Origin of the sequence: Aeromonas sp. R7-1, assembly GCF_040908115.1 — a bacterium.
Taxonomy (GTDB): domain Bacteria; phylum Pseudomonadota; class Gammaproteobacteria; order Enterobacterales; family Aeromonadaceae; genus Aeromonas; species Aeromonas caviae.
The window spans coordinates 47,448-74,179 of the sequence record NZ_JBFODD010000023.1; the positions used below are offsets into that span (position 1 = coordinate 47,448).

The following is a 26,732-nucleotide window of genomic DNA, read 5'->3' on the forward strand; positions in this document are numbered from 1 at the left end:
ATGCTTGTTATCCTGTCGCGCTCTGCCCCCGGTTCTCCAGCCGCTGGCGGAAGGCCCGGGCGAGGCGCTCGTAGAGGTCCTTTGCCTCCCTGTCTTCAATATCGCCACGTATCCAGGGGTTGTCGATGATTTCCAGCAACACGCAGCCCTGACCCTGCTGGCGCAGATCCACCCCGAACAGGCCGTTGCCGAGCTGGTGCACGGCGCGGCGGGCGGTTTGCAGCACCCGCTCCGGCACGTCGCTGAGGGGCAGCGCCTCGATGCGGCTCATGTCGAGGGGGTGTTTGCGGCGACGGATGCGGTTGCCGGGTTCGGGTCGGTAGCGGCGGCAGGCGAACAGCGGCGAGCCGTCGAGAAAGCCGATGCGCCAGTCGAACTCGGCAGGGATCCGGCTCTGGACCAGCAGCAGGGCGGAGCGGGCCAGCCCCTCGTCCAGCAGGCGGGCGAGCTGGATGTCATCGCTGGCCATGGCGAGGTCGCGCCCCTGGGCGCCGTCGGGGATCTTCACCATCAGCGGCAGACCGAGGCGCTGCACCAGTTCGTCCACATGCTGGCGGCCGCGGCGGGTCACGACGGTGGTGGGGGGCATGGGCACGCCGCTGCGCACCATCAGCTCGTAGAGATAGAGCTTGTTGCTGCAGGCGAGGATGGCCCGGGAGCTGTCGATCACCGGCATCTTGAGCTGCTCGGCACGGCGGGCAAATTCGAAGGTGTAGTGGCCGACCGCGGTCTCGGCGCGCAGCCAGAGGGTGTCGAACTCCGGCAACCGCTCGATGGCCGAGGGAGGCAGGATCTCGGCCTGGATCCCCTGGGCAGCGGCCGCCTTGATGAAACGCTCCAGCGCCAGGGCATCGCTGCTGGCGCGGCCGTCGTTGGGGTCGACCAGGATGGCGAGCTGGTAGCGTGGCGCCGTCTGCTCCTCGTCCCCCGTGCCCACCAGCGCCTGGGCGTGCTGCACCATCAGCGCCTTCTCGCTCGGGCTCAGTGCCAGCGGTGACAGGCTCTCCTGCTGGCGCACCGACCAGCCGTGGCGACCGCGCTTGAGGGTCAGCTCCTGCAGCGGCAACTGGCTCAGGCCGTAGTAATAGCGGGCGAGTCCTGCCAGTTCGCTCTGTTCGCACTGGCCGAAGATGGCGCGCACCCGGATCCGATCCTCGCTCTGCTGGGCCAGCCAGCCCTGCAATTTGCGCCACAGCTTGGCGGGAGGCTGCTGGGGTTGCAGCCTGCTGATGGCCTGCAATCCCGGCAGGCAGTGGTGGCCGCGGGCCTGGGCCAGCAGGGAGCAGTAATAACCGGCCCCCAGGTGTTCCAGGCTGCGGCAGAGGTTGATGATGCGCGGACGCCCCCCTGTGGTGGGCAGACCGTGTTGCAGGTAGGTGCGGGCGGTCAGCAGATAGTCGGCATGGCAGGGCCAGTCGCCCGGCTCCTCGACGATGACATAGGTACTCATATTTTCAGGCTCCACAGAAAGGACTGCCAGAAACGGCAGGATCCCCAGTGGGCTTCGATGCACCGACAAGCACGACAATGGCGCGAGGGGAAACAAGAGGTTACAGTGCCTAATATTCTGCCTTGGTAACTTGTGATACAAGTCGCATTTCTGGTGCTGAGGATAAATAACCGAACAAGGACTCCCCGTGTTGACCGTGCGCGCCGCCCGAGCCGATGATTTGGGCGCCATCGTGAAGCTGGAACGCTACTGTTTTCCCCCCGAGGTCGCCTTCGGCCGCAGCCGCTGGCACTATCTGCTCAATCAGGCCAAGGGGCGCACCCTGCTGCTGCAAGACGAGAAGGCGCAGGTGATGGGCTATTTGAGCGTGCTGGAGCACAAAGGCTGGGATCGTCTCATCATCCAGACCCTCGCCATCCGCTGGACCGTCCGCCGTCAGGGGTGGGCACGCCGCCTGCTGGAGCAGGTGATCCGGGAAGGGCGCGAGGCCGGCTGGGGGGCGATTCGCCTCGAGGTCGCCGACGCCAACCCAGAAGCCAGGACCCTCTATCAGGGGCTGGGGTTTCGCCCCGGGGTACGGCTGCCCGATTATTACGGGCCCGGACAGCATGCCCACCGCCTGGTGCTGGCGCTGGGGGATGAGCGGCAGGAGCCATCATGAGTTGCGAGGATTGCCTGGCCACGGCCATCAGGGCCAAGCTCGGGCGCTGCCCGGTCTGCGCCGCCCAGACCTTTCTCATCGGGGCCGTCGGCTGGCTGGTCTGGTGGTGGTGCGGCGCCGATACCTCGGTCAACGCCCTGACCGGCCTGCTGTTTGCGCTGGGGGGCTCGGGTCTCTTCCTGCTGCATCTGGCGGTGTTCGCATGGCGAAAGCTGGGCAAACGCGACATATAACGTGCTGATTTTTCAAGAAGACAAATAACAATGGAGGTTCACATGATTGCAATGGTAACGGGCGCCTCGTCCGGCTTTGGTGAGGCCATCAGCCGCCTGCTGGTGAGCGCTGGCCACCGGGTGATCGGCACTGGGCGTCGCGCCGAACGGCTGGCCGCCCTGGCCGAGGAGCTGGGCGAGCAGTTCCTGCCTCTGGTGTTCGACGTCCAGGACAAGGCTGCCACCCGCGCCGCCATCGAGGGGCTGCCGACCGAATGGCAACAGGTGGACCTGCTGGTGAACAACGCCGGCCTGGCTCTGGGGCTGGAGCCTGCCCACAAGGCGGATCTGGAAGACTGGGAGCAGATGATCGCAACCAACATCAGCGGCCTGACCCTGATCACCCGGTTGCTGCTGCCGGGCATGGTGGCGCGCAACCGCGGCCACGTCATCAACATCGGCTCCATCGCAGGGACCTATCCCTATCCGGGCGGCAACGTCTACGGCGCGACCAAGGCGTTCGTGAAGCAGTTCAGCCTCAACCTGCGTGCGGATCTGGCGGGCACGGCGGTGCGTGTCACCAACGTGGAGCCCGGCCTGTGCGGTGGCACCGAGTTCTCCAACGTGCGCTTCCACGGCGACGACGCCAAGGCGGCCACCGTCTATCAGGGGGTGCAGGCCATCCTGCCGGAAGACATCGCCAATACCGTACTCTGGATCAGCGAGCAGCCTGCCCACGTCAACATCAACAGCATCGAGATCATGCCGGTGGCCCAGACCTTCGGTCCGCTCCACATCAGCCGTCGCTGATGTCATGACGAGCCAACTTCTGTCCACAAGAGGCGCCTTCGGGCGCCTTTTTTGATGGATCTGGTCGCACTCGTCATGGAGTGCAGAAGGAGGCGTGCTGCGACCCCGTGCTCAGCCGTCGAGAGAGGGGGTACCCAAGTTGGCCTGCATTTTGCTGTCTCCGGCTCATGGCGGGGAAACCATCCCCGGAGCCGGCGAGGCCGGCAGTGAGCGTGGAGCCTTCATGGATATCAAACCCTATGGTCATCAACTCGCCCAGAGCGCGTCCCAGAACCGTGCCCTGGCGACCCTCAGCGACAGCGACGACAAGCAGAGCGGCTGGTCTCAGCAGGTCAGCCTCTCCAGTCAGGTGCTGACCGGCAAGGCGCAGCAGGCGCTGACCTACGAGCATCTGGCCAGGAACGGCAAGAACACAGTCCTGACCGGTGGTGTCAAGGATGCGCGGGTGCAGCAGATGGTGGACAAGGCCCTGGGCTTTGATCGCAAAAAATTTGACGATCTCGAGCGTCAGCTCAAGGGGATAGCGGATGACAAGACGCTCTCTGCCGAGGAGCGCGAAACGCAGAGCAAGGACCTGGCCGCGCAGCGCGATGCCATGCTCAAGGAGGCCATGGATCGCCTCACCGGCAAATCCGCCTCCCAGGCATGATGTGATTCAAACGGCAATCCTTGTGCGTTAAAGGCAAGGGGTTGCCCCCTTGCCACGGGGCTGGCAGGCCGTGGGAGGCACGGCCTGCCGTGGTCAGGGTTCAGGGACTCTGGGGGGCGATGCCGATGGCGATGGCGGTGGTCTGCACGGCCTTGATCTGGTCCCCCTTGGCGATGAGGGCGAACTGGGCCGGATCCTGCACCTTGAGGGTCAGGGTGTGGTCGACCCCCTTGACCCGGATGGTCTGGTGCGCCTTGTCCACGTCGATGACATCGGCATAGATGGTTACCTGCATGCCGGCGCCGGCTGCGGGTTTCTCCCCGGCGGCCGCCTTGCCCCCTTCCACTTCCACCACCCGTTTTCTCACCCCGGCGGTGCCCTTGAGCAGGGTCAGGTCCAGCAGTTGCAGATATCTCAAGGCCACGACATCTCCCACCTTGAGCTGGGGAAGGTTGGTCACCTCCTCCCCGGCGATCAGATCCAGGGTCTGCCCTTCGGCATTTTTCAGGCTGACCTTGCGGGTGGCCAGGTCGATGGCGGTGACGGTTGCCCTGGCCGTCAGTTCTTCGGCGAGACTGGCTTGTCCGGGGGCCACGGCCACATGGGTGGTGACCTCGGCGGCATAGAGCAGGGGAGGGGCACAGAGGGTGAGGGCACCCGCAATCCAGGCGTGCTTCAGTTTCATGATAGAGACCCTGTGAGTGGGAAAGGGACCCCGGGAGGGGCTTGAGGGGGCGACGAACTCGTCTTCCCGCTATCACCATAGCAAAGCCGGGCAGGAGCGCCCGGCATCGGCAGGCTGGCATCGTATTTTTGACGACAGGCTCCCGTTTTTGACCTGATGGCACGGCAGGCGCACAATTCCCCGGCATGCAATCAACCGAGGGCTCTGCCGTGTACAACTTCCAATATGCCAATCCCACCCGCATCTGCTTTGGTGAAGGCCAGATAGCCACTCTGCCGGAGCTGATCCCGGCCGGCAGCCGTCTGCTGGTGCTCTACGGGGGTGGCAGCATCAAGCAGAACGGGGTCTATGACCAGTTGACCCAGGCGCTGGCGGGCCGGGAGTGGCTGGAGTTTCCCGGCATCGGCGCCAACCCCCAGTACGATCAGCTGATGGAGGCGGTGGCTCTGGTCAAGCGCGAGCGCATCGACTTCCTGCTGGCGGTGGGTGGCGGCTCCGTGGTGGATGGCACCAAGTTCGTGGCCGCCGCGGCCTGCTTCGAGGGGGACGATCCCTGGGAGATCCTGCGGGACAAGGCCCCCATCAAGGGGGCGCTGCCGCTCGGCTGTGTGCTGACCCTGCCGGCCACCGGTTCGGAGAGCAACCCCGCCGCCGTGGTGAGCCGGGGGGAGGCCAAGCTCTCCTTCTACAATCCGCTGGTGCAACCGGTGTTTGCGGTGCTGGATCCCGCCACCACCTACAGCCTTCCGCCGCGCCAGGTGGGCAACGGGGTGGTGGATGCCTTCGTCCACATCCTCGAGCAGTACCTCACCTTCCCGGTGGGGGGCGAGGTGCAGGACCGGCTGGCGGAAGGGCTGTTGCAGGTGCTGGTGGACAACGGTCCGCGGGCGCTGGCGGAGCCCACCAACTACCAGGTGCGTGCCAACCTGATGTGGGCGGCCAGCCTGGCCCTCAACGGCCTCATCGGTCGCGGCGTGCCCCAGGACTGGTCCACCCACGCCATCGGTCACCAGCTCACCGCCCTGCATGGGCTGGATCATGCCCAGAGTCTGGCGGTGGTGCTGCCCTCCCTGCTGCGGGAGCAAGCGGCCCAGAAGCAGGAGAAGCTGGCCCAGTTCGCCGAGCGGGTGTGGCACTCCAGCCGCGAGGACAAGGCACTGCGTATCGAGGAGGCGATCATCCGCACCGAGCAGTTCTTCCAGCAGATGGGGGTGGGTACCCGTCTCGCCGACTATGGCCTGGATGCGCGCTGCATCCCCGGCATCTGCTCCAACCTCAAGCGTTTCGGGCTGACCGCCCTCGGGGAGCAGCAGGATATCGATCCCGACAAGGTAGCCAGGATCCTCTCCCACGCGCTGTAAGTCATCCTGGCAACCATAGTGGCGCGGATCCTTTCCCTCGTCCTCTGATCACCGGCTGACCAACGGAAAAGAGAACGCCCCGATCATCGGGGCGTTTTGCAGGGTGTCACCGGGGCACCGCCGTTTATTTGGCGCTGCGGTCCAGCTCGCGCTCCAGGGCTGCCGCCTTCTGGCGAGCCGGATAGGTGTTGAGTCGCTGCCAGTAGGCCTCAAGGTGCGGGAACTGGGCCAGCTGGCCGCTCTGGGCCAGCAGATCCACCAGGAAGGAGTTCAGGATGTCGGCGCCGGTGAGGCGATCGGCCACCAGGTAACGGCGGTTTGCCAGCACCTCATCGAGATAGCCCAGCACCTTGGCGCACTCGGCTTTGGCGTAGTCCGGCAGGAAGCGCATCGGGCTGCCATCCTTGCGCACGAACATGTCGAGCAGCAGCGGCAGAATGCCGGAGCTCTCGGCGAAGTGGAGCCACTGCAGGTATTCGGGATACTCCGGGCTGTCGGTGGCCGGTGCCAGCCGTTCCGGAGCGTGGCGGGCGATCAGGTACTCGGTGATGGCGCCCGATTCCGCCAGCACCCGGCCGTCAAACTCGATGACCGGCGACTTGCCGAGGGGGTGGACGGCCTTGAGCTCGGGCGGCGCCAGAAAGGTGGTAGCATCGCGCTGGTAGGCCTTGATCTGGTAGGGCAGGCCCAGCTCTTCAAGCAGCCAGATGATGCGCTGGGAGCGGGATTTGTTCAGGTGGTGCAGGACTATCATGGAAACCTCGACGCAGTGACGGAAGGCGGTGATACGCAGCGCCCCGGCAGCAGGTTCACTGATGGATGAAAAAGAGCGGGCGTGGTGCCCGCTCCTTCGTCGATTGACTCAGGCCTCCAGCGCCTGATCCAGATCCGCCAGTATGTCCTCGATGGCTTCGATCCCCACCGACAGCCGGATCATCTCAGGTTTCACTCCAGCCTTGGCCTGCTCCTCTTCGCTCAACTGGCGATGGGTGGTGGAGGCGGGGTGGCAGGCCAGGGACTTGGCGTCGCCGATGTTGACCAGCCGCTTGAAGATCTTGAGGGTATCGTAGAAGCGCACGCCCGCCTCGTAGCCCCCCTTCAGGCCGAAGGAGAGGATGGCCGAGGGGCGACCGGCCATGTACTTCTCCGCCAGCGGGTAGTGGGGGTGACCCGGCAGACCGGCGTAGCTGACCCAGGCCACCTTGGGGTGATGCCTGAGGTGATGGGCGACCCGCAGGGCGTTGTCCACGTGGCGCTCCATGCGCAGGCTCAGGGTCTCCAGCCCCTGCAGCAGCAGGAAGGCGTTCATGGGAGCCAGGGCCGCGCCCGTGTTGCGCAGCGGCACGGTGCGCACCCGGCCGATGAAGGCCGCCGGGCCGAAGGCCTCGGTGTAGACCACCCCGTGATAAGAAGGCTCGGGTTGGGTCAGTTGGGGGAAGCGCTCGGCGTGATCCGCCCAGGGGAACTTGCCCGAGTCGACGATGACGCCCCCCAGGGAGTTGCCGTGGCCGCCGACATATTTGGTCAGGCTGTGCACCACGATGTCGGCGCCGTGTTCGATGGGTTTGCACAGCACCGGGGTGGCGACCGTGTTGTCGACGATGAGCGGCACGCCGCGGGCGTGGGCGGCCTTGGCCAGGGCGGCGATGTCGACGATGTTGCCCGCCGGGTTGCCGATGCTCTCGCAATAGACCGCCTTGGTCTTGTCGTCGATGAGGGCGGCGATGGCCTCGGCGCTGTCATCCTTGGCGAAGCGCACCTCGACCCCGAAGCTCGGCAGCATGTGGGCGAACAGGGTGTAGGTGCCACCATAGAGCTGGGGGGTGGAGACGATGTTGTCACCGGCGGCGGTCAGCGCCTGGATGGCGTAGGTGATGGCGGCGGAACCCGCCGAGACCACCAGGGCGGCGATCCCCCCTTCAAGGGCGGCCATCCGTTGTTCCAGCACATCGTTGGTGGGGTTCATTATGCGGGTGTAGATGTTGCCCGGTACCGCCAGATTGAACAAGTCCGCCCCGTGCTGGGCGCTCTCGAACTCGTAGGCCACCGTCTGGTAGATGGGCACGGCCACCGCCTTGGTGGCGGGATCGCTGGAAAAGCCGTGGTGCAGGGCCAGGGTCGCATCTTTCATCACACACTCCTTGTTGGATGTCACCATTATGGATGGATAGACGTCCAATTTAGCAGTCCTGGCGCCGATGTAAACCACCCATTCCGGCAAAGCAATGCCGGGGGATGGCGGTGACCGGATGGCGCCTGTGACGGCGACCTCAGAGACGGCGGCGATACTCCCTGTCGTCTATCTGGTGCATATCCCACTGCATCAGGCGGTTGAGCTGCACCATGGGATCTTCGACCAGCGTCAGGGGGCGGGGCAGGATCCTCAGGAAGTAGCGACGGAGGGTTTGCTGGATCCGGTTCGGTTTGAGGGGGGTGGCATGGCTCATGATGGTGCTCCTGTGCTGTGGTTCTCACGTTCGCCAGCAGTATTGAGCTAAAATGCGGAAGTAAAAACTGATGACTTTCAGAGACAGGATTTCCTCTTTTATGCCTACCAGCCGCCTTTATCAGCAATTTCAACGGCTCACCCAGCAGCTTGGCTGCGACGAGCGGGAAATCAGCCTCGCCGAGGTGGCGGACTTGCTCTGCTGCACCCCCCGCAATGCCCGCCTGCTGTTGCGCCGCATGGAAGGGCAGGGCTGGCTGTGCTGGACGGCGGAGGCAGGGCGGGGGCGGCGCTCCCGCCTCACCCTGCTCGACAACCAGGAGAGCCTGACCCGGCGCCGATTGCGGGATCTGCTGAGTCAGGGCCAGCTGGCGCAGGCGGTGCGGCTGGCCGAAGATCGCCTCGATCTGCTCACTCCGCTGCTGATCGAGCAGCTCGGCCAGGCCACCCGGGAGGGGCGCCAGATCCTGCGGGTGCCCTACTACCGGCCGCTGCCGCGCCTGCTGCCCACCGGCCCGCTGCGCCGCTCCGAAATCCACCTGAGCCGCCAGATCTTCAACGGCCTGACCCGGCGAAATGAGGAAAATGGGGAAATCGAGGGGGATCTCGCCCACTACTGGGAGTGTCTGGCCCCCTGTCACTGGCGCTTCTATCTGCGCCCCGTGGTGCGCTTTCACCATGGCCGCGAACTGGTGGTGGAAGATGTGATGGAGAGCCTGCAGGCCTTGCGGGATCGCCCGCTGTTCGCCCATCTGGCACGGTTGGAGAGCCACTGGCCGCGCACCCTGGACATCCATCTCGACAGCCCGGATCCTCTGCTGCCGCACCTGCTGGCCGAGCCGGTGGCGGCCATCCTGCCGCGGGAGCTCAAGGGGGAGGCGAATTTCGCCCTGCAGCCGGTGGGCACCGGCCCCTATCGGGTGAGCGCCAACGACCCGCTGCACCTGTGCCTCGAAGCATTTGACGACTATTTCGGGCTGCGGGCCCTGCTCGACGAGATCGACATCTGGATGCTGCCGGAGCTGGCGGAACGGCTGGAGAGCCACGTCAGGCTGGGCAGCGACACCCCGGAGCTTGGTTCCATGCGCGGGGAGTCCGAACTCGAGTCGGGCTGCTACTTCCTGCTGCAGGACGACAGATCGGTCCCCCTGCAGGACCCGGCCCTGCGCCAGTGGCTGACCCGGCTGCTCAACCCCATCGCCCTGATGGCCCGGGTGGCACCCGAACTGCAGCGGGGCTGGACCAGCGCTCTGGGCCTCCTGCCCCACTGGCGCGAGAGTCTGCCTCTTCCCGAGCCCGGCCCGGTCAGCCTGCCAGCGCGGCTGGTACTGGCCTGCTTCAACCAGCATCTGGAGTTCAACGAGTGCGCCAGCGCCATGAGCAGCCTGCTGGCAGAGCAGGGGATCCAGCTCGAGGTGCGTACCCTGGACTACGGCCGATGGGTGAGCGGGGAGGATGAAGATGTGGATCTCTGGTTCGGCACCCTCAACCTGGAGCATGAGCACGCCTTCGCCCCTTACGCCTGGCTTCAGGGCACCCCCTTGCTGCGCCGGGTGTGGGGCGGCCAGCAGGCCCTGTGGCAGGGATTGACGCAGTGGCGCGCCCATGGTGAAGAGCCCGGCCCCCGCGCCCTGCTGGCCGAGGTGCAGCGCCAGAGCTGGTTCGTGCCGCTGTTTCACCACTGGCTGGAGCTGGAGAGCCGGGTCGGCGTGCACGGTGTGCGCATGACGGCCCTTGGCTGGTTCGATTTTCGCAGCGCCTGGTTAAAGCCCGAGCAGGTGGCGCAGGAGCCGGAAACCGGCGGTGGCTCTCACCCCCAGGCAGGGACGCTTGAGTCGGACGGGTTGGCGCGCTAGCCTGTGCGCGGTCCTACGACAAGGAGTCGACATCCATGCTGGAAATGCAGATCCAACCCCGTTTTCAAGAGACGGACGCCCTCGGCCACATCAACAACACGGTGCCGGCGGTCTGGTTTGAATCGGCCCGTGATCCCCTGTTTCGCCTCTTCTCGCCCGAGCTGGATGTGCATGACTGGCATCTGATCATCGCGGGCTACACGGTGCAATTCAAACGGGAGCTGTTCTATGGCCAGATGGTGTCGATCAAGACCGGCGTGCGGCGTATCGGTACCAGCTCCTTCACGCTCTGGCAGGAAGCCTGGCAGGGCGGCGAGCTGGCGGTGACCGCCGAGACGACCCTGATCCATTTTGACTACCGGGCCCGGCAGTCCATCCCTTTGAGCGAGGCTCACCGGGAGGGACTGAGGGTGTGGCTGGTAGAGAGTTAATCCGGCCTTCGGGCCCACCACAGGACACTTATGCGCACAACCGCGATCGCCCTGAGCCTCGGCTTGGGACTGGGACTCTGCTCCCTGCCTTCATTTGCCGCCTCCCTGGCCGAGCAGTTCACCCTGATGGAGAAGGGGGCCGACAGCGCCCTCGATACCCGCTTGTTCAGCCACGATGGCGTCGACATCAAGGCCTGGGTCGACGGCACGCCCGTCATCATCGCCGTGCCCATCCTGAACGAGCAGGGCAAACAGGAAGGGGAGAGCCGTTACTACTTCAAGGGCGGCAAGCTGTTCGGGGTGAAGGAGCCCGCCGCCCAGTTCGCCTTCGATGACAGTGGCAAGCTGACCCAGTGGCTGGACGACAAGGGGCAGCCTGCGGAGTTTGTCAGCAAGATGAGCATGCAGCAGCGGGAAGCCTGGCTGACCAGACGGGCTGCCGAGCTGGGCGGGTTGTTTGCACCGAGCACCGCCGAGGAGAAGGCTGACAAGGGGGGTGTCAAGCTCAAGGGGGCGGAGCTGGCCCAGTGGCTCTGCAATGGCAAGCTGATGGCGCTCGCCGGAGGTGACAAGGTGACTTTCGAGCCGGCCAAACTCAAGAGGAGTGCAGAGGGCATCAAGGGAGAGGTCTCCCTGCGCCAGGAGAAGGGGTGGCAGGATCTCTGCCTCACCTGCGAGGTGCAGGGCAACCGGGTGACTCGCCTCACCTGGCAGCCACTGCCGGGTGCCAACAAGCCGCAGTAAGGGCGGCAGAAGAATGGGGGCCCACTTGCGGGCCCCTTTTTCATGCCGGTTACTGCTCGCCCAGGGTGAGCCGGGTGAGGGCCTCCACCCGTCGCCACTGACCGGGCTCGAACCAGCGTGCCAGGATCTCCGGCTGCTGGCTGGCCCGGACTTCGGCAGGCAGGGGCCTGATCTCGGCCAGATAGCCGGCCAGCTGCTGCTCGAACCCCTGCTGGCTCTCTGCCAGCTGGTGCAACCGGTCTGCCGCCTCCGGTCCCAACTGTTCGCGCAGTGCGGCGTCACGCCCTGCTGCGGGGAGTTGCTCCAGAGCCTGCAGATCGCCCAGCAGGCGGCTGTTGGCCTCCGCCTCCCGAAACCACTGGGGCTGCTCCGCCAGCCAGAGCTCCAGCTCGCTCGCCAGCAGCGGCTTGTCGGCATCGCTGGCCTCCGCCAGCGCCTTGCGGCGCAGGGTCCACTGCTCCATCAGCCTGTCCTCGGCAAACAGCTGCTCCTGCTCGGCCGGGGTGAAGCGCTGCCTGCGTAACTGCTCGCGCTCGTCGAACAGCTTCTGCAAGCTGGCCAGGCCCGGATCCGCCGGCACCGTCAGGCTGCCCTCAGCCCCGAGAAAGGCTTCATGGCGGGCCTGCAGCGAGCCCTTGTCCGACGGCGGTGCGGCCTGCCTGACCAGAGGGGAAGCGGGCCCGGCATGTTGCGGCGAAGGGGCGGTTGCGTCAGCGGAGGGCCAATATTGCCAGCCCCCCAGCAGCAGGGCCGCCGCCATCGGAGCAGCCATCAGCCATGCCCTGTTCATAGTCCCAGCCTCTGCAGGCGGTTGGCGTGCTGGCGATAGAGGTTGACCGGGTCGGTCTCGAACAGGTGGCGAATGCCGAACGACTGGTTCACCTCGTCCAGATGGTTCATGCGGTAGTGGGTGCCGATCACCTTGCCGAGGTGGCTGCTGCACACCCCGACCAGGCCGTCACTGGGCTCCTTGAAGAAGCTGCCGGTCAGCGCCAGCGCCGGATCCACCGGATCCAGGATGTTGGTCATGGTGCCGCGTCCGCTCCAGGAAAAGTAGTAGACCCCGTTGGCGGCCTGCATGGGCCCTTCGCCGCAATGCTGGCTCGGCAGCCCTTCCGGATAGCGCTGGTTGAAGCGCTGGGCGCCGGTGCTGGTGAGGGCGTCGAGGGCTGCGAGGGGATCCTGCGGCAGCTGGCTGCCCCCGGAGAGCAGCGAGATGACCCCGGACAGGGCCGAGGCGGCGGCCACCGCCAGACCTTCGGCCGCCGAGCCCGGCGTCACCTTGGCCCGCACCAGGTCGGCGATCTCCGAGCCATGGTTGACCCCGCCCACGCTGGTGGCGGAGGCGACCAGCTCGGGGGCGACCGAAGCGACGTAGCGAATGGTGGGGCCACCGTGAGAGTGGCCGATGAGGTTCACCTTATCCGCCCCCGTGATGGCGAGCACCTGCTGCACCTGCTTGAGCAGCTGTTCACCGCGCAGCTCCGAGCTCTGGGTGGCGGAGACCTGGGCCACGTAAACCTTGGCGCCATCCCGGGTCAGGGCCTGGGGGATGCCGTAGAAGTAATCGACCCCGAGCAGCTTGTCGAAACCGAACAGACCGTGCACCAGCACTATGGGGTAGCGGGTCTGGGTATAACCGGCCCCCTGACCCAGCATGGGCAGGGCGCACAACAGCATCAATAGCCATCTTTTCATCTTCACCGTCCTTGTGAAAAAACCGGCTGCATTCTGGTCGTCACCGGGGCAGCCACCGGCCTCATGCCAGTACCGGCAGCATGGTGGCTGAACTCAGATGTATCTGTGGATGGGATCACTAAACCGGGGATTGCAGAAAAACCCTACCCATATGGGCAAAAAAGGCGGCACCAACTATTCCTTGTGTCTGCCCATCAAATAAGTTAAATAATAATTATTATCATTTAAGTGATCGAGTCATGACGGGAACCTGGGTGAAGGGATGGGTCGGTACCACCGGAGCGGACAGCAGCATGGCGCACTGGAAGGCGCAGACCCTGAGTGGCAACCGCCATTTCGATGCGGGGGAGTACGCCAGGGCGCTCGACTGCTATCAGCAGGCGCTGTGGCTTGCCCGCCAGCAGTTTGCCGACTGGCACGATGCCGACGAAGCGGTGGCGGCCCTGGTGGTGGCCCATCACAACCTGGCGGATCTGCTGGTGGCCATGACCCTGCCGGATCGGGCCGCCGACCTGCTGTGTCACATCCATGATTGCCTGCTGGCCACCAGCCAGTCCCCCACCAGTTCCGCTGCCCTGCGGGAGGCGGCTGTTAGCCACGCCCGCAGCACCCGTACCGAGCTGCTCGCCTTTCTGGGCAAACACGGTCATCACGACGGCATCCAGCGCAGCCTGGGTCAATGTCTGTGTCAGACCGGCTCTGCCCATCAACTGCATTGAGCCCAACAGGAGAGACAATGAACATGAGCCATACCCTGCCAGCCCTTCCTTACGCCTATGACGCGCTGGAACCCCATATCGATGCAAAGACCATGGAGATCCATCACAGCCGTCACCATCAGACCTATGTCACCAACCTCAATGCCGCCCTGGCCGATCTGCCGGAGCTGGCTGCCCTGCCGCTGGAGGTATTGCTTGCCCGTATCGACAGCCTGCCGGCCCAGGTTCAGGGGGCGGTGCGCAATCACGGCGGTGGTCACGCCAACCACAGCCTGTTCTGGCAGGTGATGAGCCCAGCAGGGGGTGGTGAGCCGGGCGGCGAGCTGGCCGCGGCGATCCTGCGGGATCTGGGCGGGCTGGAGGCCTTCAAGCAGGCCTTTACCCAGGCGGCATTGAGCCGTTTTGGCAGCGGCTGGGCCTGGCTGGTGGTCGATGGGCGCGGCAAGTTGCAGGTGGTGAGCAGCGCGAACCAGGACAGCCCCCTGATGGAGGGGCTCACCCCGATACTCGGGCTGGATGTGTGGGAGCATGCCTACTACCTCAAGTACCAGAACAAGCGTCCCGACTACATAGCCGCGTTTTACAACGTGATCGACTGGGGCGAGGTGGCACGGCGTTACGTGGCGGCGCTGGCCTGACGCCCCATTTCACCTGATGAAAGAGACCCGCCTGTTGGCGGGTCTCTGCTATTGAGGGGTCGGCGCGCTGCTGGCAGCCGGATTATCCACGGGTGTTGCTTCGCTCGGCACGGCTGCGCTGGTGGCTGGTGCACCGCTGGTTGCAGCCGCTGCACTGGTGGCTGTTGCAGCGCTCACGGCCGTTGCCTGCTTGGCCTTCGGCTGATGAGGGGGCGGTGCAATGGGCAGGCAGGGCTGGCTTGCCCCTATGGTGCTCAACGCCTGGCAGGGGACCGGGCCGCCGATGACGATGGGCTCGCCGAGGAACTTGGGACCCTTGTCCAGCACGTAGAGGTCGAGCAGCCCCATCAGGCGGGCGAACACCTCGCGCACCCGGGTCTTGATGCCCTGATAGGCGCTGGGATCCACGGCGTTGAAGCCGACCGCCTCGATGCCGAAATGGCGGGCGATGAAGATGGCGCGCTCGTTGTGAAAGGCCTGGGAGACCACGGTGAAGTGGGCCTGACCGAACACCTCCTTGGCACGCACGATGGAGTCCAGAGTCCGAAAGCCGGCGTAATCGCTGTAGATGGCGTTGGCCGGGATGCCGGCCTGGATCAGGGCCCGCCGCATCTGGCGCGGTTCGTTGTACTGCACGGTGGCGTTGTCGCCGGAGACCAGGATGTAGTCCACCTTGCCGTTGTTGTAGAGCTCGGCGGCGGCCTTGATCCGGTATTTGAAGTAGTGGTTCGGGCTGCCGCCAATCAGGTATTTGGAGGTGCCGAGCACCAGGGCGACCCGGTTGTAGGGCACCGCGTTGACGTCGTCGTAGGTGTAGTGACGGGCGTCCGAGACGGTCCACTCGCTGTAGCCAAGCAGGGCGGCGATGGAGGCCAGCAACAGGCAGAGGCAGGCGAGCAGGATCTTGGCAAACTTCTTCATGCGCGGTGCGGTTCGGGTCTGAAGTAAGAGAAGACAGGGGGTCATTCTATTACAAGTTGTTGTGGCGCGTCAGGTTTGATGGCGGCGCAGGGGCTCACTCGGGCAGAGGTTGTCGCAGCGCGCGCCAGGATCCCGGGCTTATCAAACGGCGCCATAAACAAGGGGCGGCCATGGCCGCCCCTTGTCATAGCCGTCTCGTCCTCAGTGGGATGAGTCGTTGGCCTTGCACTCGTCGGAGTCCTTGTTGGCTTCCCACCAGGGCAGCAGCTCGCGGCCGAGCCACTGCTGGTAGGCCTCGCTGTCATTGGCAATCAGCTGGTCCAGCTCGGCTTCGAAGGCACTCATGGCCTGCTCTCGATCCGGGCCTCGCAGGGCCCGGGCCATGGCCAGCCAGCTGGCGCCGCGACCGGTCTCGTTCAGGAAGCGGTGCACGGTGTAGGACCAGGAGTAGACCATCTCGCCGCCCTTGTCGTAATCCAGGTGCAGGATGTCGGCCAGGGCCGGACGATCGCTGGCCGGGCGGCCGGCGACGTTGTCCAGACCACGGGCGAAGCACTGACCGTGGGCGATGAACTCCGCCAGCCCTTCCGACCACCAGGTGGTGCGGTTGAGCGGGTAGTGGCCGAAGCTGCCGTACTGGTTGAAGCGGCCGTCCAGGTAGTGCACGTACTCGTGGCGCAGGTTCCACACCTGGAATGCAGGGCGCTTCCACTCCGCCTCGTAGGCGAAGAAGCGGGCCTGGTTGCCGGGGCGCGCCGGATCCCCTTCGAGGTAGATGCCGCCGTTGTCGGTGGAGACGCCGCCGAACAGGGCACTGCCGTAGCGTTTCCAGTTGGCGGAGGAGTCGAAGATCACCAGTTCCAGCGCCTCGTTGTGATCATCCGCCACCGGCTGCCAGCCGGTCTCCATCTGCTGGTGGAACTGCTGCTCTTCGGCACCCAGTTCACGGCAGATCCCCTCGGCCTGGCTCATGGTCAGATCCTGGGCCCGCAGGCGCAGGGTCGGCGAGCAGGTGTGCTCGAACGGCAGCACGTCCTCCACCCGGACAGGGGTGCAGAGCCCGGCGAAGTCACCGCTGATGCAGGCTTCGCTGGTGCGGTCCGTGTAGGTCAGGTAGTAGGTGGAGAGGGTCAGTGACATGTCTTCCAGCAGGTCCTGACTCTGCTGGCCACCGGGGATCAGGTCGTGGTGGCGAACCAGTACGATGACGGAGTCATCCAGCAGCTTGCGGTAGTCGTCGAGCTCGTCCGGGCGGATATGGCGAGCGACCCGGTAGAGGCGGGTGTAGGCATCCAGCACGTTGTTGAGCAGGAACAGATCGGCGCCATCCCTTCCTTGCCACAACGCGAGCTCGCTCATGCCGAGGGCGTGCAGCTGCTTGCGCAGCTCGCCATCCTGCTGGCGGAAGTCGTTGGCGAAGGGGTCGCTGTAGTCGCTGGCGAAGTCGAGGAAGTTGAGCAGATCGAACAGGCCGGTTGCCCAGGCGTGCTGACCGTTGATCTCGCTGGCATGGCGGGTGCTGTAGGCCAGCATCTGGTTGAACTCGCCGAGCAGGGTGCCAAAGCGGCTCTGCACTGCCGGGCTCTTGAACTGACCGTGCAGGGCGATGCTCCAGGCACCCATGACGGCGCCTACTTCGTCGCTGGCCTGCTCCGGGAAGAGCAGCGGATGGGCGCCCAGCGCGGTCAATGCCTCGGCCAGCGCCTCGGCGGCGGCCGGGCCGTCTTCCTTGTGCTTGCCGTAGTTGTGGTAGTTGTGGGCGCGCACGTATTCCAGCAGCAGCTTCATGGCAGGATGAGCCGGCTGATTGGCCGCCAGCAGGCTCTGGATGCCGCGCGACACCGCCAGCAGCTTGGTGTCATCGTGACCATAGTTCTCCTGCCAGACCGGCGCGGGCTGGCCACTGGCATCCTGCACTATCCTGGCCGCTTCGGCGTCCAGCAGTTCGGTGCCCGGCAGATCCGGCTCGGAGCAGGCGCGGCCGTCGGCACGGCGACAGTCGAGCTGCTCTTCCTTGCTGGCCAGCACGATGGGGCGGTTGAGCACCCGGCTCTCCTGCCACTCGGTTGTTTCCGGCAGGGTCTGCCATTCGCTGCCCCCCACCGGGTATTGATAGCCGGTGTCCTTCAAGACCACCTGCACTTCGCTGCCCGCAGGCAGGGTCTGACGGCACACCCGGTAGCTGATGGTCTTGTCCCCTTCCTGGCGGGTCTGGGGTTCATCGCACTCCTGCTGGGCCTTGATCTCGTCCAGCAACCAGGTGTACTGGCGCCAGACGTGCAGCTCGCTCACCTGCTTGGCGGCCTGGCTGCCCGCGATGGGCAGCAGGCGAAAGAAGATCTGCTCGAGGCGGCCATCCCGTTCGTTGGGGGTCTCTTCCAGCACCTTCAATTGCTGCCAGTTTTGCGGCTGGTACTGCCATGCCTGCTCGGCGCAGCGACCTTCGGCGTTGAGCTCGCAGCGATCCAGCTCCTGCTCGCTGTGACCCAGGATGACCCGCTCAGCCAGCGGCAGACGATCCTGACGCGGCGCGGTCGGGGTGCCCGCCAGCGGCTCCCAGCGGCCCTGTTTCATGCCGTAGCCATAGTCATAGCTGCTGGCCGGGACGGCCTTGCCGGCCGGTACCACCTCTTCACAGCTGAGGTAACGGATCTGCCAGCCCTGCTCGATCTTGAGTTGTGGCTCGCCGCACTGCTGCTCTGCCAGCGCGGCCAGGTTGGCATCGCGCCAGTCGAAGCGGCGATACACCCTCAACTGCTGATAAGGGGCGTCGCTGCTGTGGGCGCTCAGTTCAAAGGTCACTTCGGTGAGACGATCCCCCAGCTGACGGCTGGATTCACCGTTGAGTTGATACTGTTGCCAGTCGGAGGGGGAGTAGTTGGCCAGCGCCGAGGTGGCGAGCAGGCTTGGGGCTGCCAGGAGCAGCAGCCGGGGAGAGAGGTGCTTCATCATGATCCCTTTGGTGGATGGAGAGGCGTGGGGACCAGAGAGGGTATTGGGCTCCAAAGGAATATCAATTGGCCAGATGGCGCAGCGGAATGATGCATTCGGGAGCAAACAACACAAAAAACAGCCCCAAAAGGGGCTGTGTTGATAGCAAGGACTCCGCCCCATATGGGGGAGGCGTCACTCCTCTTGTCGCAAGCTGCGGGCGAGCAGGGTGCGGGAGGGTTTCAGATTACCGCCGAGATCCGGCCAGGGATGCCACTGGTCCGGCACCATGAAGCCGGGTAACGACAGCCTGATCCAGGCGGCCAGCTCGGCAGATGGTGCCGGTTCGCCGTGCCAGTCGATGAAGGCGGCGGGCCTATGCCCCCACTCGTCGCTCGGCACCGGCACCACCAGGGCCTGGGCCACGGCGGGGTGATCCACCAGCCGCTGCTCTATGGTCTCGGGCTGGATGTTCTCCCCTCCCGAGATGAAGAGGTTGTCGAGCCGCCCCTCCACCACCAGATCGCCCCCCGGAGTGAGGCGGCCCTTGTCCCGGGTGTGGAACCAGCCCTCTTCATCGAGGGGGCGCACCAGCTCGCCCTCCCTGAAATAGCCGGCAAACAGGGTCTCACCGCGCACGCAGATCTCCCCCTGGCGGATGCAGACCTCCCGCCCCGGCAGCGGGCGACCCACCACGCCGGCGGCGCAGGGTTGCCCGGTGCAGACCTGGCTGCCCATCTCGGAGAGGCCATAGCTCACCTTGGGCTCCAGCCCCAGGGCGGTCAGCCGGTTGACCAGGGGCGCCGGGATGGCGGCGCCCCCGAGCAGCAGCTCTCGCACCCGGGTGCGGGATGGGTCGAACCCCTGTGCCAGCAGGCGCCAGAGCTGGGTCGGCACCAGCGAGAGGTGGGTGATGGGCTGATCCTCGAGCCGCGCCTTGAGGGGCCGGGTGCGATCGTCCAGCACCAGGGCGGCTCCCGCCAGGAAGACCCGGAACAGGATGGCGTAACCGCCGACGTGAAACAGTGGCAGGGAGAGCAGCCAGCCGCAGGCTTCGTCCAGGGGGATCAGGGTGGCGGAACCCCGGGCCGAGGCCAGGTGGTTGGCGAGGCGGTGGACCACCGCCTTGGGGGTACCGCTGGATCCCGAGGTGAGGATCATGTTGTTCGGCTGGTCGGGTACCAGCGGGGACTCCCCATCTGCGGCCAGCTCCCCCGTGAAGTCGAGGCTGAGGGCTTGCCAGTCGCCCGCCGGGATCTCGCCTGCCGACCAGAATGCCCGGGCCTCGAGCTGGCTCGCCAGTTCGCTGTGTCTGGTTGCCGGAAAGGCGGGATTGAGGGGGCAGAAGACGATGCCGCTGCGCACGCAGGCCCAGGCCAGCAACACATCCTCCAGGGCGCCGCGCACCACGGCGGCGAGATGATCTCCCCGTTCCAGCCCGGCCCGGGCGAGCTGATTGCACAGGTTGTTGAGGCGCAGGTCGAGGCGCTGGTAGCTAAGAGGCTCCCCGCTGTGGATGGCAATGCGATGAGGGACCAGTGTCGCCCAGCGTCGTACCGGGCAGGTTTCCTGCCGTGGGATCTGACGGGTCACCATGGGTCAGTCACGGTGAAACAGGGGGTCCATCCTGCCCGGATCGGGTTGCCCCTGCTTGTCCAGCAGATCCCTGGCCAGCCAGCGGCGGGTATCGAGGCCAGGGGCCTGATCCGGCGCCCACTCCCCTGCGAGGCGGGCGAGCTGGCCGAGGCCGAGACCGGACTCGAAACAGGAGGAGACGATCACCTTGAGCTTCAGTTCGCGAGCGCGGGCCACCAGGGCCTCGCTGTTGGCCAGGGCGCCGAGCAGGGTCGGCTTGAGCACCAGGGCGCGCAGTTGCGGGATGGGCTCCCAGGGCTTGCCCTGGGCCAGCAGTTCGTCCAGCGCCACCGGCATGCCGGTGCGGCTGGCGACGAAGGCGATGTCCTCGAAGTCGGCGCACAGATCTTCGAGGTATTCGATGCGATTCGGATCCAGGTGGCCGCAGAAGGCCCAGGCCTCCTCGCGGGTCCAGCCCTGGTTGGCGTCCAGGACCAGCTTGAGGTTGGGGCGCCGATCGAGCAGTAGCCGGATCAGCGCCAGCTCGTCGCGCATGGGGTAGCGGGCCACCTTCAGCTTGGCCTTGAGGGGGGTCTCGTGCAGCCACTGCTTCCAGTTCTTGAGCAGCTCCTGGGGGGAGCCCTGGATCAGCGGATAGGGCTCGGGCAGGGGGGCACCCTGCTCGGGCCAGCTACGACGGGCGCAGTCGAGCCCGAACTGCACCGAGGGCAGCTGTGGCGTCGGGGTCTGTCCCCGCGCCAGCTGCGCCAAACAGTCGAGGGCCTCGGCCTGGGCGTCGGCCAGGGTCTCTTTGGAAAATCCTGGCAGGGGGGCTATCTCCCCCCAGCCATCGTCGATGCGTACCAGCAGGCCCTCGCGCGCTACCTGCAACTGACCGTGAAAGGCCAGGGGCTGGGTAAAGGGCAGTTGGTAGCGGTAGAGGGCGAGTGTCATCAGGGATTCCGCTTGTATTTGGAGAAGTCGGGACGGCGTTTCTCGTTGAATGCGTTGCGCCCTTCCTGACCCTCTTCGGTCATGTAGAACAGCATGGTGGCATTGCCTGCCAGCTCCTGCAAACCGGCCTGGCCGTCGCAGTCGGCGTTGAGGGCCGCCTTCAGGCAGCGCAGAGCCATGGGGCTGTGTTGCAGCATCTCGCGGCACCAGCGCACGGTTTCACGCTCCAGCTCGGCCAGGGGCACGACGGTGTTGACCAGCCCCATGTCGAGGGCCTGTTTGGCGTCGTAGAGGCGGCAGAGGAACCAGATCTCCCGAGCCTTCTTCTGGCCGACGATGCGGGCCATGTAGGAGGCGCCCCAGCCGCCGTCGAAGGAGCCCACCTTGGGGCCGGTCTGGCCGAACTGGGCGTTGTCGGCGGCGATGGTCAGGTCGCACATCATGTGCAGCACGTGGCCGCCACCGACGGCGTAGCCAGCCACCATGGCCACCACGGGTTTGGGGCAGGTACGGATGTCACGCTGGAAGTCGAGCACGTTGAGGTGATGGGTGCCTTCATCGTCCTTATAGCCACCGTAGTCGCCGCGGATCTTCTGGTCGCCGCCGGCGCAGAAGGCCTTCTCGCCGAAGCCGGTGAGGATGATGGAGCCGACCTTGTCGTCGTAGCGGGCATCGGCCAGGGCTTGCAGCATCTCTTTCACGGTACGGGGGCGGAAGGCGTTGCGCACCTGGGGACGGTTGATGGTGATCTTGGCAATGCCCTCTGGGGACTTGTGATAGAGGATGTCCTCGTAACCGGCGGAGCAGTCGTGCCACTCGACAGGGGCATAGAGCTCGGCTTCCGTCATTGCTTCAATCATGGATCTTCTCTTCTGGTTGGTGAGCCCACTCCCGCAGGAGCCGGGCAAAGGTATCGGGCTGGCTTGTGTGCAGATTGTGTCCGCCATCCAGAGCCAAGTGTTTGATATTGCAGCCTTGCTTTACCAACTGGCAAGCGAGGGCATGGAATTTGTGATCCCGGTTGCCTGAGACCCACTGCACCGGCAGCCGGGTATCCCGAAGCCAGGGGGCGAGAGCCGGCTGCCGCCCCAGGGACGTGGCCCTCAGCATGGCGGCCACGGCCTTGCCGTCGTTGCCAAGGCGGCGTGCGGCCTGGCGGGTGCGGGCATCGTCGTCCAGGTCGGCGAAGACGCCCTGGCGGTACCAGTCGGCAAGCACCCGGGTCAGAGGCTCGCACTCGAAACGCCGGGCCCAGGCTTCATCGTGAGCGATGCGGGCCGGACGTTCACCGGCAGGCAGCCCGGGGTGGCAGTTCTCCAGCAGCAGGGCCTGCAACCCCGCCGGGGAGTGGCTGGCGTGATGAAGCGCGAGCCGCCCCCCCAGCGAATACCCCACCAGCCGGTAGTGGGCGATATCCCGCGCGGCCAGCTCGTCGCAGAGCCAGCGATGGGCCTCGTCAAAGCCGCTCACCCGCAGTGCCCGGTTGCGGCCGTGGCCCGGCAGATCCAGGGCATGGCACGGGACGCCGGGCAGGGCCTGGATGACAGGTCGCCAGTCGTCGGCGTCCCCCAGCAGTCCGTGCAGCAGCACCAGCGGCACGGCGGGATCAGAGACCACGGATAGCGGCTCCCAGTGCCTTGAGATCCTCGGCGACTTCACTGCTCGGTACCTTGATTTCAATCAGGGTTACCCCGTTTTTCAGGGCTGCGGCATAGTCCCGCTCAAATGCGTCGAGGGTGGTGGGGGCCCGGTAGTGCAGGCCGAACATGGCGGCGGCGTGCTCGAAGTGCAGGCCGTGGGGCAGGCAGTAGTAGGTCTCCAGCAGGGCGTCCTGGGTGGGCACAGGCAGCATGCGGAAGATGCTGCCGCCGTCGTTGTTGAGCAGGATCACCACCAGGGGGCGGCTCCCCTTGCCGAGCAGCGCCAGGCTGTTGAGATCGTGCAGGGCGCTGAGATCCCCGAGCAGCAGGGTGGTGGGCTCGCGACTGTCAGGCGGGACCGACTGTGCGAAGCCGTATGCGGTGGCGATAAGGCCATCGATGCCGGAGGCGCCGCGGTTGGTCATCACCCGGCTGGGGCCCTTGCCCACCTCGCCCAGCATGTCCATCAGCCGGGCCGGCATGCTGTTGCCGACGAACAACTGACCCTGGATGAGCTGATTCACGCGGTGGCACACCCCGAGCTCCGAGAAGCGATCACAGGCGGTGCGGATCTGCTGGCTGATGGCCTGCTGGCGCGCGGCCAACTGGTGCCAGGGCTGCTGCGAATGGGGGATTGGATGGGCGGCCGCAAAGGCGGCGGGGTCGCACACCAGGCGACGGCGCAGCCGGTAGTCGGGGTCGAGGCGTGCCGGCTGCGGGTCCACCAGCCAGTAATCCTGCCAGGGGTGTTGTTTGATGAACTGGCCGAGGCGCTTGGAGATGAGGCGGGCGCCGAATTGCAGCACTACCTCGGCGCGGGCCAGCTCGGCCACGAAGTCGCTGTGTTGCAGGGCGAGATCCGTGTGGACGAGGTTGCGATCATCGAAGCGGATCTGGCTTTGCAGATCCGCCAGCAGGGGCCAGCCGAGGCGGTCTGCCAGCTCGGCCACCGCCTTGCCTTGCACCGGATCCTGGATGCGTCCGGCGACGATGACACCGCGCTTGCCGATGAGACTGTCCCAGTCTGGCTGACGGGGGCAGTGCGGTTCGCCCGGCAGCCAGGGGCTCCAGGGCTTGGCCGAGTGCAGCCAGTCGCCGAGGGGCGCCAGGTAGTCGGCAAAGTCCAGGTAGGCATCGCCGGGATAGAGGGGCTCGGGGTACATGCAGTTGAAGTGCACCGGCCCCGGGGTGTGCGCCTGTCGTGCCAGGGCCTGATCCACCGAGCTCAGCACGAAGGCCGCCGGAATGGTGGGAGTGGGGCTCGGCAGATTTTGCTGATAGACGGGGTAGCGACCGAAGATCCCCGGCTGATCGATGGCCTGGTTGGCCCCGTTGTCGATGAGCTCGGGTGGCCTGTCGGCAGAGAGAATGATGAGCGGGACCCCGGTGAGCTGGGCTTCCGCCACCGCGGGCCAGAGGTTGGCCACCGCGGTGCCCGAGGTCATGATCACCGCCACCGGGCGGCCGCTCCCCTTGGCCAGCCCCAACGCCATGAAGCCCAGACCCCGCTCGTCGAAGTGCAGATGGCGGCGAAAGCCCGGGTGGGCTGCGGCGGCCATGGTGAGCGGCGCCGAGCGGGAGCCGGAGGCCAGGGCGATGTCGCGCACGCCGAGGCGAAAGAGCTCTTCCAGCAAGAGGGAGGACCAGACATGGTTGAAGGTGGCGTGATGGCTGGCAAAGGCGTGATGCGCGGACACGTGGCTGGCGGACATGAAGCTCTCGCAGTGAGGAGTCGGTGAGAAACGCTATCCCAGCAGGGAGAGCACGTTGGCGATCTTGTTGTCGAGTTCGGCCCATTCGGCGGCGGGCTCCGATCCCGCCACTATGCCGGCACCGGCGAACAGGCTGATGCGCGGGCCCCTGATCCGGGCGCTGCGAATGGCGACGGAGAACTCCGAGGTCTCCCGGCTCAGCATGCCGCAGGCACCGGCATACCAGCCGCGATCATGGGGCTCGCATTCACGGATGAAAGCGAGCGCAGCCTCGCGGGGGGCGCCCCCCACGGCGGGAGTGGGGTGCAGGGCAGCCAGCAGTTGCCAGTCGCAGACGCCGGGTTTGAGCTCGGCCTCGATGTCGCACTTGAGGTGTTGCAGCAGCCGCAATTTCAGAATGCGCGGCTCGGTCAGGGTGGCATCGGTCGTGAGGGGAGCCAGGCGGCTGAGAATGTCGGCGTGAACCAGCCGGTTCTCCAGCCGGTTCTTGCTGTCGGCCAGCAGCTCGGCGGCCAGGGCCGCGTCGGTCGCCTCATCCCCGGAACGGCGAATGGTGCCTGCCAGCGCCTCGGTAAAGAGGTGGCCCTTCTCCCGGCGGTAGAGGCGCTCGGGGGAGCAGGAGATGAAGCTCTGCTCGGGGGAGAACTGAAAGCCGAAGTGGAAGCACTCCTGGGCGTGGCGGGCCCACTGTGTCAGCAGGGACCAGGGGCAGAGGGGCGCATCGTGTGCCTCGCTCTGGAGCAGGCTCTCCCGCGACAGCACCACCTTGGGGGTGCGGGCCTGGAAGTCGGGGGCCGTGACCTGCTCCACCAGGGTCTGCCACTGGGCAGGTCCCGGCAGGTCCTGGCGCTGCCATGGCCGCTTTTGCAGGGCGGGCAGGGGGGCCTCGGGTTGCAGGGCATCGAGCGCCGCCTCGGCGGCGCAGAGTTCGGCTTCGAATGCGTGACCCTCTTCCCGGGCGGGCAGCCAGAGATTGAGGCAGAGGCTGGTGCACTCCCCCCGGCGTACCAGTTCGATACGGGGCAGCACGAAGCGGCAGGGGCCAAAACCCTGCCAGCCGGGCAGATCCGGGTCGAACGCCAGGCCACCGTAGTAGCGAGGGCTGTCTTCACTGGCCGTGCCGGCAAGGTCGCAGACCCGCTGGATATCCTCCGGCCGCGTCAGCTCGTGGATGGCGCCAAGCGCCACGTACTCCGGGCTCTGTTGCCCTCTGGCGTGCCAATAGATGCGGGGGTAGAGCGTCTGGGCCGCCAACCAGCCGGGAAAGACGTCGACGTGAGCGGCCACGCGCAGTCGCACGAAACCGCTGACAGTGCTGTGACGCAGGGCGTCCAGTTGTTGCTTGAGGTGGGTCTGAGCCAACATGGATGTCTAGTCTGAGCCGGATAATCGCGATCGCTCCGGGGGAGGATGGCGCAGGTTGATGCCAAAGGGCGACGATTTCCTATATATTATCTGCCCATTCGTCCATGTAAATTGCCCGGGGGAGCCGACGCCCCCGCGCAGCCAAGTATACCTAAATCCGGTTCGATAACCCTTAACACGATCAATATCTGATTGTTTGGCCATCACAATATGACAAATACCTTCTCTGTTTGGTTGCTGGCGGCGCGTTTGCGAACACTGCCCCTGGCGTGCTCCTCCATCTTGCTGGGCTCGGGGCTGGCAGCCAGCCGGGGAGCGTTCGACGGCACCATCATGGGGCTCTCCCTGCTGACCGCCATCCTGCTGCAAATTCTCTCCAATCTTGCCAACGACTATGGGGATGCGGTCTCCGGTGCCGACAACGGGGAGCGGATCGGTCCCCAGCGCGCCGTGGTTTCCGGCCTCATCACCCGGCACCAGATGTGTGTGGCCATGGGGCTGACCGCCCTGGCGGCCGTGGTGAGCGGCCTCTCCCTGCTGATCTGCGCCTTCGGGGAGGCGTGGCAGCAGATCCTGACGTTCATCCTGCTGGGGGGAGCGGCCATCGTCGCGGCCATCACCTACACGGTGGGCAAGAGCCCCTACGGCTATCGCGGCTTCGGGGACATCTCGGTATTCCTGTTCTTCGGCCTGCTGGGGGTGCTCGGTTCCTACTACCTCTTCACCCATAGCCTGGAGTGGGACCTGTTGCTGCCCGCCACCGCCTGCGGCCTGCTGGCGACTGCCGTGCTCAACATCAACAACGTGCGGGACATCGAGACCGATGCCGCCAGCGGCAAGATCACCCTGGCGGTGCGCCTTGGCCGCAACCGGGCCATCGCCTATCACTGGGTCTTGCTGGGGGCGGCGCTGCTGGCGACCATCGCCTTCCTGCTGACTCAGCCTGCGAGCCTCTGGCCCTGGATCTTCCTGCCCGCCATGAAGCCCCTCACCGATGCCGCCCGCACCCTGCGAGAGAGTTTCGATGGCGAGGTGCTGACCGGCGCCCTCAAGAAGACCGCCATCAGCGCATTTCTGTTCAGCCTGTTGCTCTCCGCCGGGCTGGCGCTCACCTGAGGCCGACGCGTTCGGCAATGAAAAGGGCTCCCGAACGGGAGCCCTTTTTGCTGATGTGTCGATGCGTTGTTGTTCATCAGACCGATGTGATGATCGCCAGGGGAGGAGCATGCCGCCAGGCGAAGGATGATGCCAGGTGATGCAGACGACGAGGGCCC

General features: G+C 65.8%; 26 protein-coding genes. 11 read left to right on the top strand and 15 right to left on the bottom strand.

Going from position 1 to position 26,732, the window contains the following annotated elements; translation table 11 throughout:
* Positions 1 to 7 precede the first annotated feature (7 nt).
* Entirely contained in the window at positions 8 to 1,450 is a 1,443-nt protein-coding gene (locus tag AB5Y51_RS04620) for a RimK family alpha-L-glutamate ligase (protein ID WP_010672720.1), read from the bottom strand.
* A gap of 187 nt (positions 1,451 to 1,637) precedes the next feature.
* Between AB5Y51_RS04620 and AB5Y51_RS04625 the strand changes: the two genes are divergently transcribed.
* From AB5Y51_RS04625 to AB5Y51_RS04640, 4 genes are all read left to right on the top strand, one after another.
* Positions 1,638 to 2,111 (top strand): GNAT family N-acetyltransferase, encoded by a 474-nt coding sequence (locus AB5Y51_RS04625; RefSeq protein ID WP_124244417.1) that lies wholly within the window; start codon positions 1,638 to 1,640, stop codon positions 2,109 to 2,111.
* Entirely contained in the window at positions 2,108 to 2,344 is a 237-nt protein-coding gene (locus tag AB5Y51_RS04630) for a DUF3624 domain-containing protein (RefSeq protein ID WP_039039791.1), read from the top strand. Before AB5Y51_RS04625 ends, AB5Y51_RS04630 begins: the two co-directional genes overlap by 4 nt.
* A 42-nt stretch (positions 2,345 to 2,386) precedes the next feature.
* A complete protein-coding gene (locus AB5Y51_RS04635; protein ID WP_042864524.1) occupies positions 2,387 to 3,133 on the top strand; it encodes an SDR family oxidoreductase in 747 nt (248 codons plus the stop codon).
* A gap of 223 nt (positions 3,134 to 3,356) precedes the next feature.
* Complete coding sequence (locus AB5Y51_RS04640; RefSeq protein WP_029313593.1) at positions 3,357 to 3,782, top strand: hypothetical protein; 426 nt, start codon at positions 3,357 to 3,359, stop codon at positions 3,780 to 3,782.
* A gap of 100 nt (positions 3,783 to 3,882) precedes the next feature.
* On the opposite strand, the gene AB5Y51_RS04645 is transcribed toward AB5Y51_RS04640, so the two are convergent.
* Positions 3,883 to 4,467 (bottom strand): hypothetical protein, encoded by a 585-nt coding sequence (locus AB5Y51_RS04645; protein WP_041212267.1) that lies wholly within the window; start codon positions 4,465 to 4,467, stop codon positions 3,883 to 3,885.
* 185 nt (positions 4,468 to 4,652) lie between these two features.
* Here AB5Y51_RS04645 and AB5Y51_RS04650 point away from each other — a divergent pair, with 185 nt between their 5' ends.
* Complete coding sequence (locus AB5Y51_RS04650) at positions 4,653 to 5,828, top strand: iron-containing alcohol dehydrogenase (RefSeq protein ID WP_368178105.1); 1,176 nt, start codon at positions 4,653 to 4,655, stop codon at positions 5,826 to 5,828.
* A gap of 124 nt (positions 5,829 to 5,952) precedes the next feature.
* Here the strand turns inward: AB5Y51_RS04650 and AB5Y51_RS04655 are convergent, their stop codons facing one another.
* From AB5Y51_RS04655 to AB5Y51_RS04665, 3 genes are all read right to left on the bottom strand, one after another.
* Positions 5,953 to 6,582, bottom strand: a complete 630-nt coding sequence (locus tag AB5Y51_RS04655) for a glutathione S-transferase (RefSeq protein WP_279986984.1) — start codon at positions 6,580 to 6,582, stop codon at positions 5,953 to 5,955.
* A 108-nt stretch (positions 6,583 to 6,690) separates the two neighbouring features.
* Positions 6,691 to 7,959, bottom strand: a complete 1,269-nt coding sequence (locus AB5Y51_RS04660) for an aminotransferase class I/II-fold pyridoxal phosphate-dependent enzyme (protein WP_323891376.1) — start codon at positions 7,957 to 7,959, stop codon at positions 6,691 to 6,693.
* A 139-nt stretch (positions 7,960 to 8,098) separates the two neighbouring features.
* Entirely contained in the window at positions 8,099 to 8,275 is a 177-nt protein-coding gene (locus tag AB5Y51_RS04665) for a hypothetical protein (RefSeq protein WP_080767934.1), read from the bottom strand.
* Positions 8,276 to 8,375: 100 nt separating this feature from the next.
* Here AB5Y51_RS04665 and sgrR point away from each other — a divergent pair, with 100 nt between their 5' ends.
* The 3 genes from sgrR to AB5Y51_RS04680 are packed head-to-tail and all read left to right on the top strand — an operon-like array spanning position 8,376 to position 11,305.
* Entirely contained in the window at positions 8,376 to 10,130 is a 1,755-nt protein-coding gene (sgrR, locus tag AB5Y51_RS04670; RefSeq protein ID WP_368178106.1) for an HTH-type transcriptional regulator SgrR, read from the top strand.
* Between the two features lie 35 nt (positions 10,131 to 10,165).
* The gene (locus AB5Y51_RS04675; protein WP_167825751.1) at positions 10,166 to 10,561 is read left to right on the top strand and encodes a thioesterase family protein; all 396 of its coding nucleotides are present in this window, start codon (positions 10,166 to 10,168) and stop codon (positions 10,559 to 10,561) included.
* Positions 10,562 to 10,591: 30 nt separating this feature from the next.
* On the top strand, positions 10,592 to 11,305 hold the full coding sequence (locus AB5Y51_RS04680; RefSeq protein ID WP_010672732.1) for a hypothetical protein: 714 nt from the start codon (positions 10,592 to 10,594) through the stop codon (positions 11,303 to 11,305).
* 49 nt (positions 11,306 to 11,354) lie between these two features.
* Here AB5Y51_RS04680 and AB5Y51_RS04685 read toward each other — a convergent pair whose 3' ends face one another.
* Positions 11,355 to 12,095: a lipase secretion chaperone gene (locus tag AB5Y51_RS04685; protein ID WP_368178107.1), complete on the bottom strand. Its 741-nt coding sequence runs from the start codon at positions 12,093 to 12,095 to the stop codon at positions 11,355 to 11,357.
* Positions 12,092 to 13,003, bottom strand: a complete 912-nt coding sequence (locus AB5Y51_RS04690; RefSeq protein WP_368178108.1) for a lipase family alpha/beta hydrolase — start codon at positions 13,001 to 13,003, stop codon at positions 12,092 to 12,094. Before AB5Y51_RS04690 ends, AB5Y51_RS04685 begins: the two co-directional genes overlap by 4 nt.
* A 293-nt stretch (positions 13,004 to 13,296) precedes the next feature.
* Between AB5Y51_RS04690 and AB5Y51_RS04695 the strand changes: the two genes are divergently transcribed.
* Together AB5Y51_RS04695 and AB5Y51_RS04700 are read left to right on the top strand one after the other, a co-directional pair.
* A complete protein-coding gene (locus AB5Y51_RS04695; RefSeq protein WP_039039822.1) occupies positions 13,297 to 13,722 on the top strand; it encodes a hypothetical protein in 426 nt (141 codons plus the stop codon).
* A 23-nt stretch (positions 13,723 to 13,745) separates the two neighbouring features.
* Complete coding sequence (locus tag AB5Y51_RS04700; RefSeq protein ID WP_368178147.1) at positions 13,746 to 14,360, top strand: superoxide dismutase; 615 nt, start codon at positions 13,746 to 13,748, stop codon at positions 14,358 to 14,360.
* A 48-nt stretch (positions 14,361 to 14,408) separates the two neighbouring features.
* Here AB5Y51_RS04700 and AB5Y51_RS04705 read toward each other — a convergent pair whose 3' ends face one another.
* The 8 genes from AB5Y51_RS04705 to AB5Y51_RS04740 form a co-directional block, all read right to left on the bottom strand.
* The gene (locus tag AB5Y51_RS04705) at positions 14,409 to 15,326 is read right to left on the bottom strand and encodes a vancomycin high temperature exclusion protein (RefSeq protein ID WP_039039782.1); all 918 of its coding nucleotides are present in this window, start codon (positions 15,324 to 15,326) and stop codon (positions 14,409 to 14,411) included.
* 156 nt (positions 15,327 to 15,482) lie between these two features.
* Positions 15,483 to 18,230 carry a collagenase gene (locus tag AB5Y51_RS04710; RefSeq protein WP_368178109.1) on the bottom strand — a complete coding sequence of 916 codons (2,748 nt, stop codon included), beginning with the start codon at positions 18,228 to 18,230 and terminating at the stop codon, positions 15,483 to 15,485.
* Between the two features lie 177 nt (positions 18,231 to 18,407).
* Entirely contained in the window at positions 18,408 to 19,808 is a 1,401-nt protein-coding gene (gene menE, locus AB5Y51_RS04715; protein ID WP_368178110.1) for an o-succinylbenzoate--CoA ligase, read from the bottom strand.
* Between the two features lie 3 nt (positions 19,809 to 19,811).
* A complete protein-coding gene (gene menC, locus AB5Y51_RS04720) occupies positions 19,812 to 20,741 on the bottom strand; it encodes an o-succinylbenzoate synthase (protein WP_041212276.1) in 930 nt (309 codons plus the stop codon).
* Positions 20,741 to 21,589 (bottom strand): 1,4-dihydroxy-2-naphthoyl-CoA synthase, encoded by an 849-nt coding sequence (gene menB / locus AB5Y51_RS04725; RefSeq protein ID WP_010672740.1) that lies wholly within the window; start codon positions 21,587 to 21,589, stop codon positions 20,741 to 20,743. Before menB ends, menC begins: the two co-directional genes overlap by 1 nt.
* A 4-nt stretch (positions 21,590 to 21,593) precedes the next feature.
* On the bottom strand, positions 21,594 to 22,358 hold the full coding sequence (gene menH / locus AB5Y51_RS04730; protein WP_042864515.1) for a 2-succinyl-6-hydroxy-2,4-cyclohexadiene-1-carboxylate synthase: 765 nt from the start codon (positions 22,356 to 22,358) through the stop codon (positions 21,594 to 21,596).
* Entirely contained in the window at positions 22,348 to 24,093 is a 1,746-nt protein-coding gene (gene menD / locus AB5Y51_RS04735; protein ID WP_368178111.1) for a 2-succinyl-5-enolpyruvyl-6-hydroxy-3-cyclohexene-1-carboxylic-acid synthase, read from the bottom strand. Before menD ends, menH begins: the two co-directional genes overlap by 11 nt.
* 33 nt (positions 24,094 to 24,126) lie before the next feature.
* Positions 24,127 to 25,458 carry an isochorismate synthase MenF gene (locus tag AB5Y51_RS04740; RefSeq protein ID WP_043154006.1) on the bottom strand — a complete coding sequence of 444 codons (1,332 nt, stop codon included), beginning with the start codon at positions 25,456 to 25,458 and terminating at the stop codon, positions 24,127 to 24,129.
* Between the two features lie 210 nt (positions 25,459 to 25,668).
* Here AB5Y51_RS04740 and AB5Y51_RS04745 point away from each other — a divergent pair, with 210 nt between their 5' ends.
* On the top strand, positions 25,669 to 26,574 hold the full coding sequence (locus AB5Y51_RS04745) for a 1,4-dihydroxy-2-naphthoate polyprenyltransferase (RefSeq protein ID WP_180344859.1): 906 nt from the start codon (positions 25,669 to 25,671) through the stop codon (positions 26,572 to 26,574).
* The last annotated feature ends 158 nt before the right edge of the window (positions 26,575 to 26,732 follow it).

Coding starts and splice junctions, on each gene's coding strand:
- AB5Y51_RS04620 (WP_010672720.1), bottom strand. CDS start 1,450: ATGAGTACCTATGTCATCGTCGAGGAGCCGGGCGACTGGCCCTGCCAT.
- AB5Y51_RS04630 (WP_039039791.1), top strand. CDS start 2,108: ATGAGTTGCGAGGATTGCCTGGCCACGGCCATCAGGGCCAAGCTCGGG.
- AB5Y51_RS04635 (WP_042864524.1), top strand. CDS start 2,387: ATGATTGCAATGGTAACGGGCGCCTCGTCCGGCTTTGGTGAGGCCATC.
- AB5Y51_RS04640 (WP_029313593.1), top strand. CDS start 3,357: ATGGATATCAAACCCTATGGTCATCAACTCGCCCAGAGCGCGTCCCAG.
- AB5Y51_RS04645 (WP_041212267.1), bottom strand. CDS start 4,467: ATGAAACTGAAGCACGCCTGGATTGCGGGTGCCCTCACCCTCTGTGCC.
- AB5Y51_RS04650 (WP_368178105.1), top strand. CDS start 4,653: ATGCAATCAACCGAGGGCTCTGCCGTGTACAACTTCCAATATGCCAAT.
- AB5Y51_RS04655 (WP_279986984.1), bottom strand. CDS start 6,582: ATGATAGTCCTGCACCACCTGAACAAATCCCGCTCCCAGCGCATCATC.
- AB5Y51_RS04660 (WP_323891376.1), bottom strand. CDS start 7,959: ATGAAAGATGCGACCCTGGCCCTGCACCACGGCTTTTCCAGCGATCCC.
- AB5Y51_RS04665 (WP_080767934.1), bottom strand. CDS start 8,275: ATGAGCCATGCCACCCCCCTCAAACCGAACCGGATCCAGCAAACCCTC.
- sgrR (WP_368178106.1), top strand. CDS start 8,376: ATGCCTACCAGCCGCCTTTATCAGCAATTTCAACGGCTCACCCAGCAG.
- AB5Y51_RS04675 (WP_167825751.1), top strand. CDS start 10,166: ATGCTGGAAATGCAGATCCAACCCCGTTTTCAAGAGACGGACGCCCTC.
- AB5Y51_RS04680 (WP_010672732.1), top strand. CDS start 10,592: ATGCGCACAACCGCGATCGCCCTGAGCCTCGGCTTGGGACTGGGACTC.
- AB5Y51_RS04685 (WP_368178107.1), bottom strand. CDS start 12,095: ATGAACAGGGCATGGCTGATGGCTGCTCCGATGGCGGCGGCCCTGCTG.
- AB5Y51_RS04690 (WP_368178108.1), bottom strand. CDS start 13,003: ATGAAAAGATGGCTATTGATGCTGTTGTGCGCCCTGCCCATGCTGGGT.
- AB5Y51_RS04695 (WP_039039822.1), top strand. CDS start 13,297: ATGGCGCACTGGAAGGCGCAGACCCTGAGTGGCAACCGCCATTTCGAT.
- AB5Y51_RS04700 (WP_368178147.1), top strand. CDS start 13,746: ATGAGCCATACCCTGCCAGCCCTTCCTTACGCCTATGACGCGCTGGAA.
- AB5Y51_RS04705 (WP_039039782.1), bottom strand. CDS start 15,326: ATGACCCCCTGTCTTCTCTTACTTCAGACCCGAACCGCACCGCGCATG.
- AB5Y51_RS04710 (WP_368178109.1), bottom strand. CDS start 18,230: ATGAAGCACCTCTCTCCCCGGCTGCTGCTCCTGGCAGCCCCAAGCCTG.
- menE (WP_368178110.1), bottom strand. CDS start 19,808: ATGGTGACCCGTCAGATCCCACGGCAGGAAACCTGCCCGGTACGACGC.
- menC (WP_041212276.1), bottom strand. CDS start 20,741: ATGACACTCGCCCTCTACCGCTACCAACTGCCCTTTACCCAGCCCCTG.
- menB (WP_010672740.1), bottom strand. CDS start 21,589: ATGACGGAAGCCGAGCTCTATGCCCCTGTCGAGTGGCACGACTGCTCC.
- menD (WP_368178111.1), bottom strand. CDS start 24,093: ATGTCCGCCAGCCACGTGTCCGCGCATCACGCCTTTGCCAGCCATCAC.
- AB5Y51_RS04740 (WP_043154006.1), bottom strand. CDS start 25,458: ATGTTGGCTCAGACCCACCTCAAGCAACAACTGGACGCCCTGCGTCAC.
- AB5Y51_RS04745 (WP_180344859.1), top strand. CDS start 25,669: ATGACAAATACCTTCTCTGTTTGGTTGCTGGCGGCGCGTTTGCGAACA.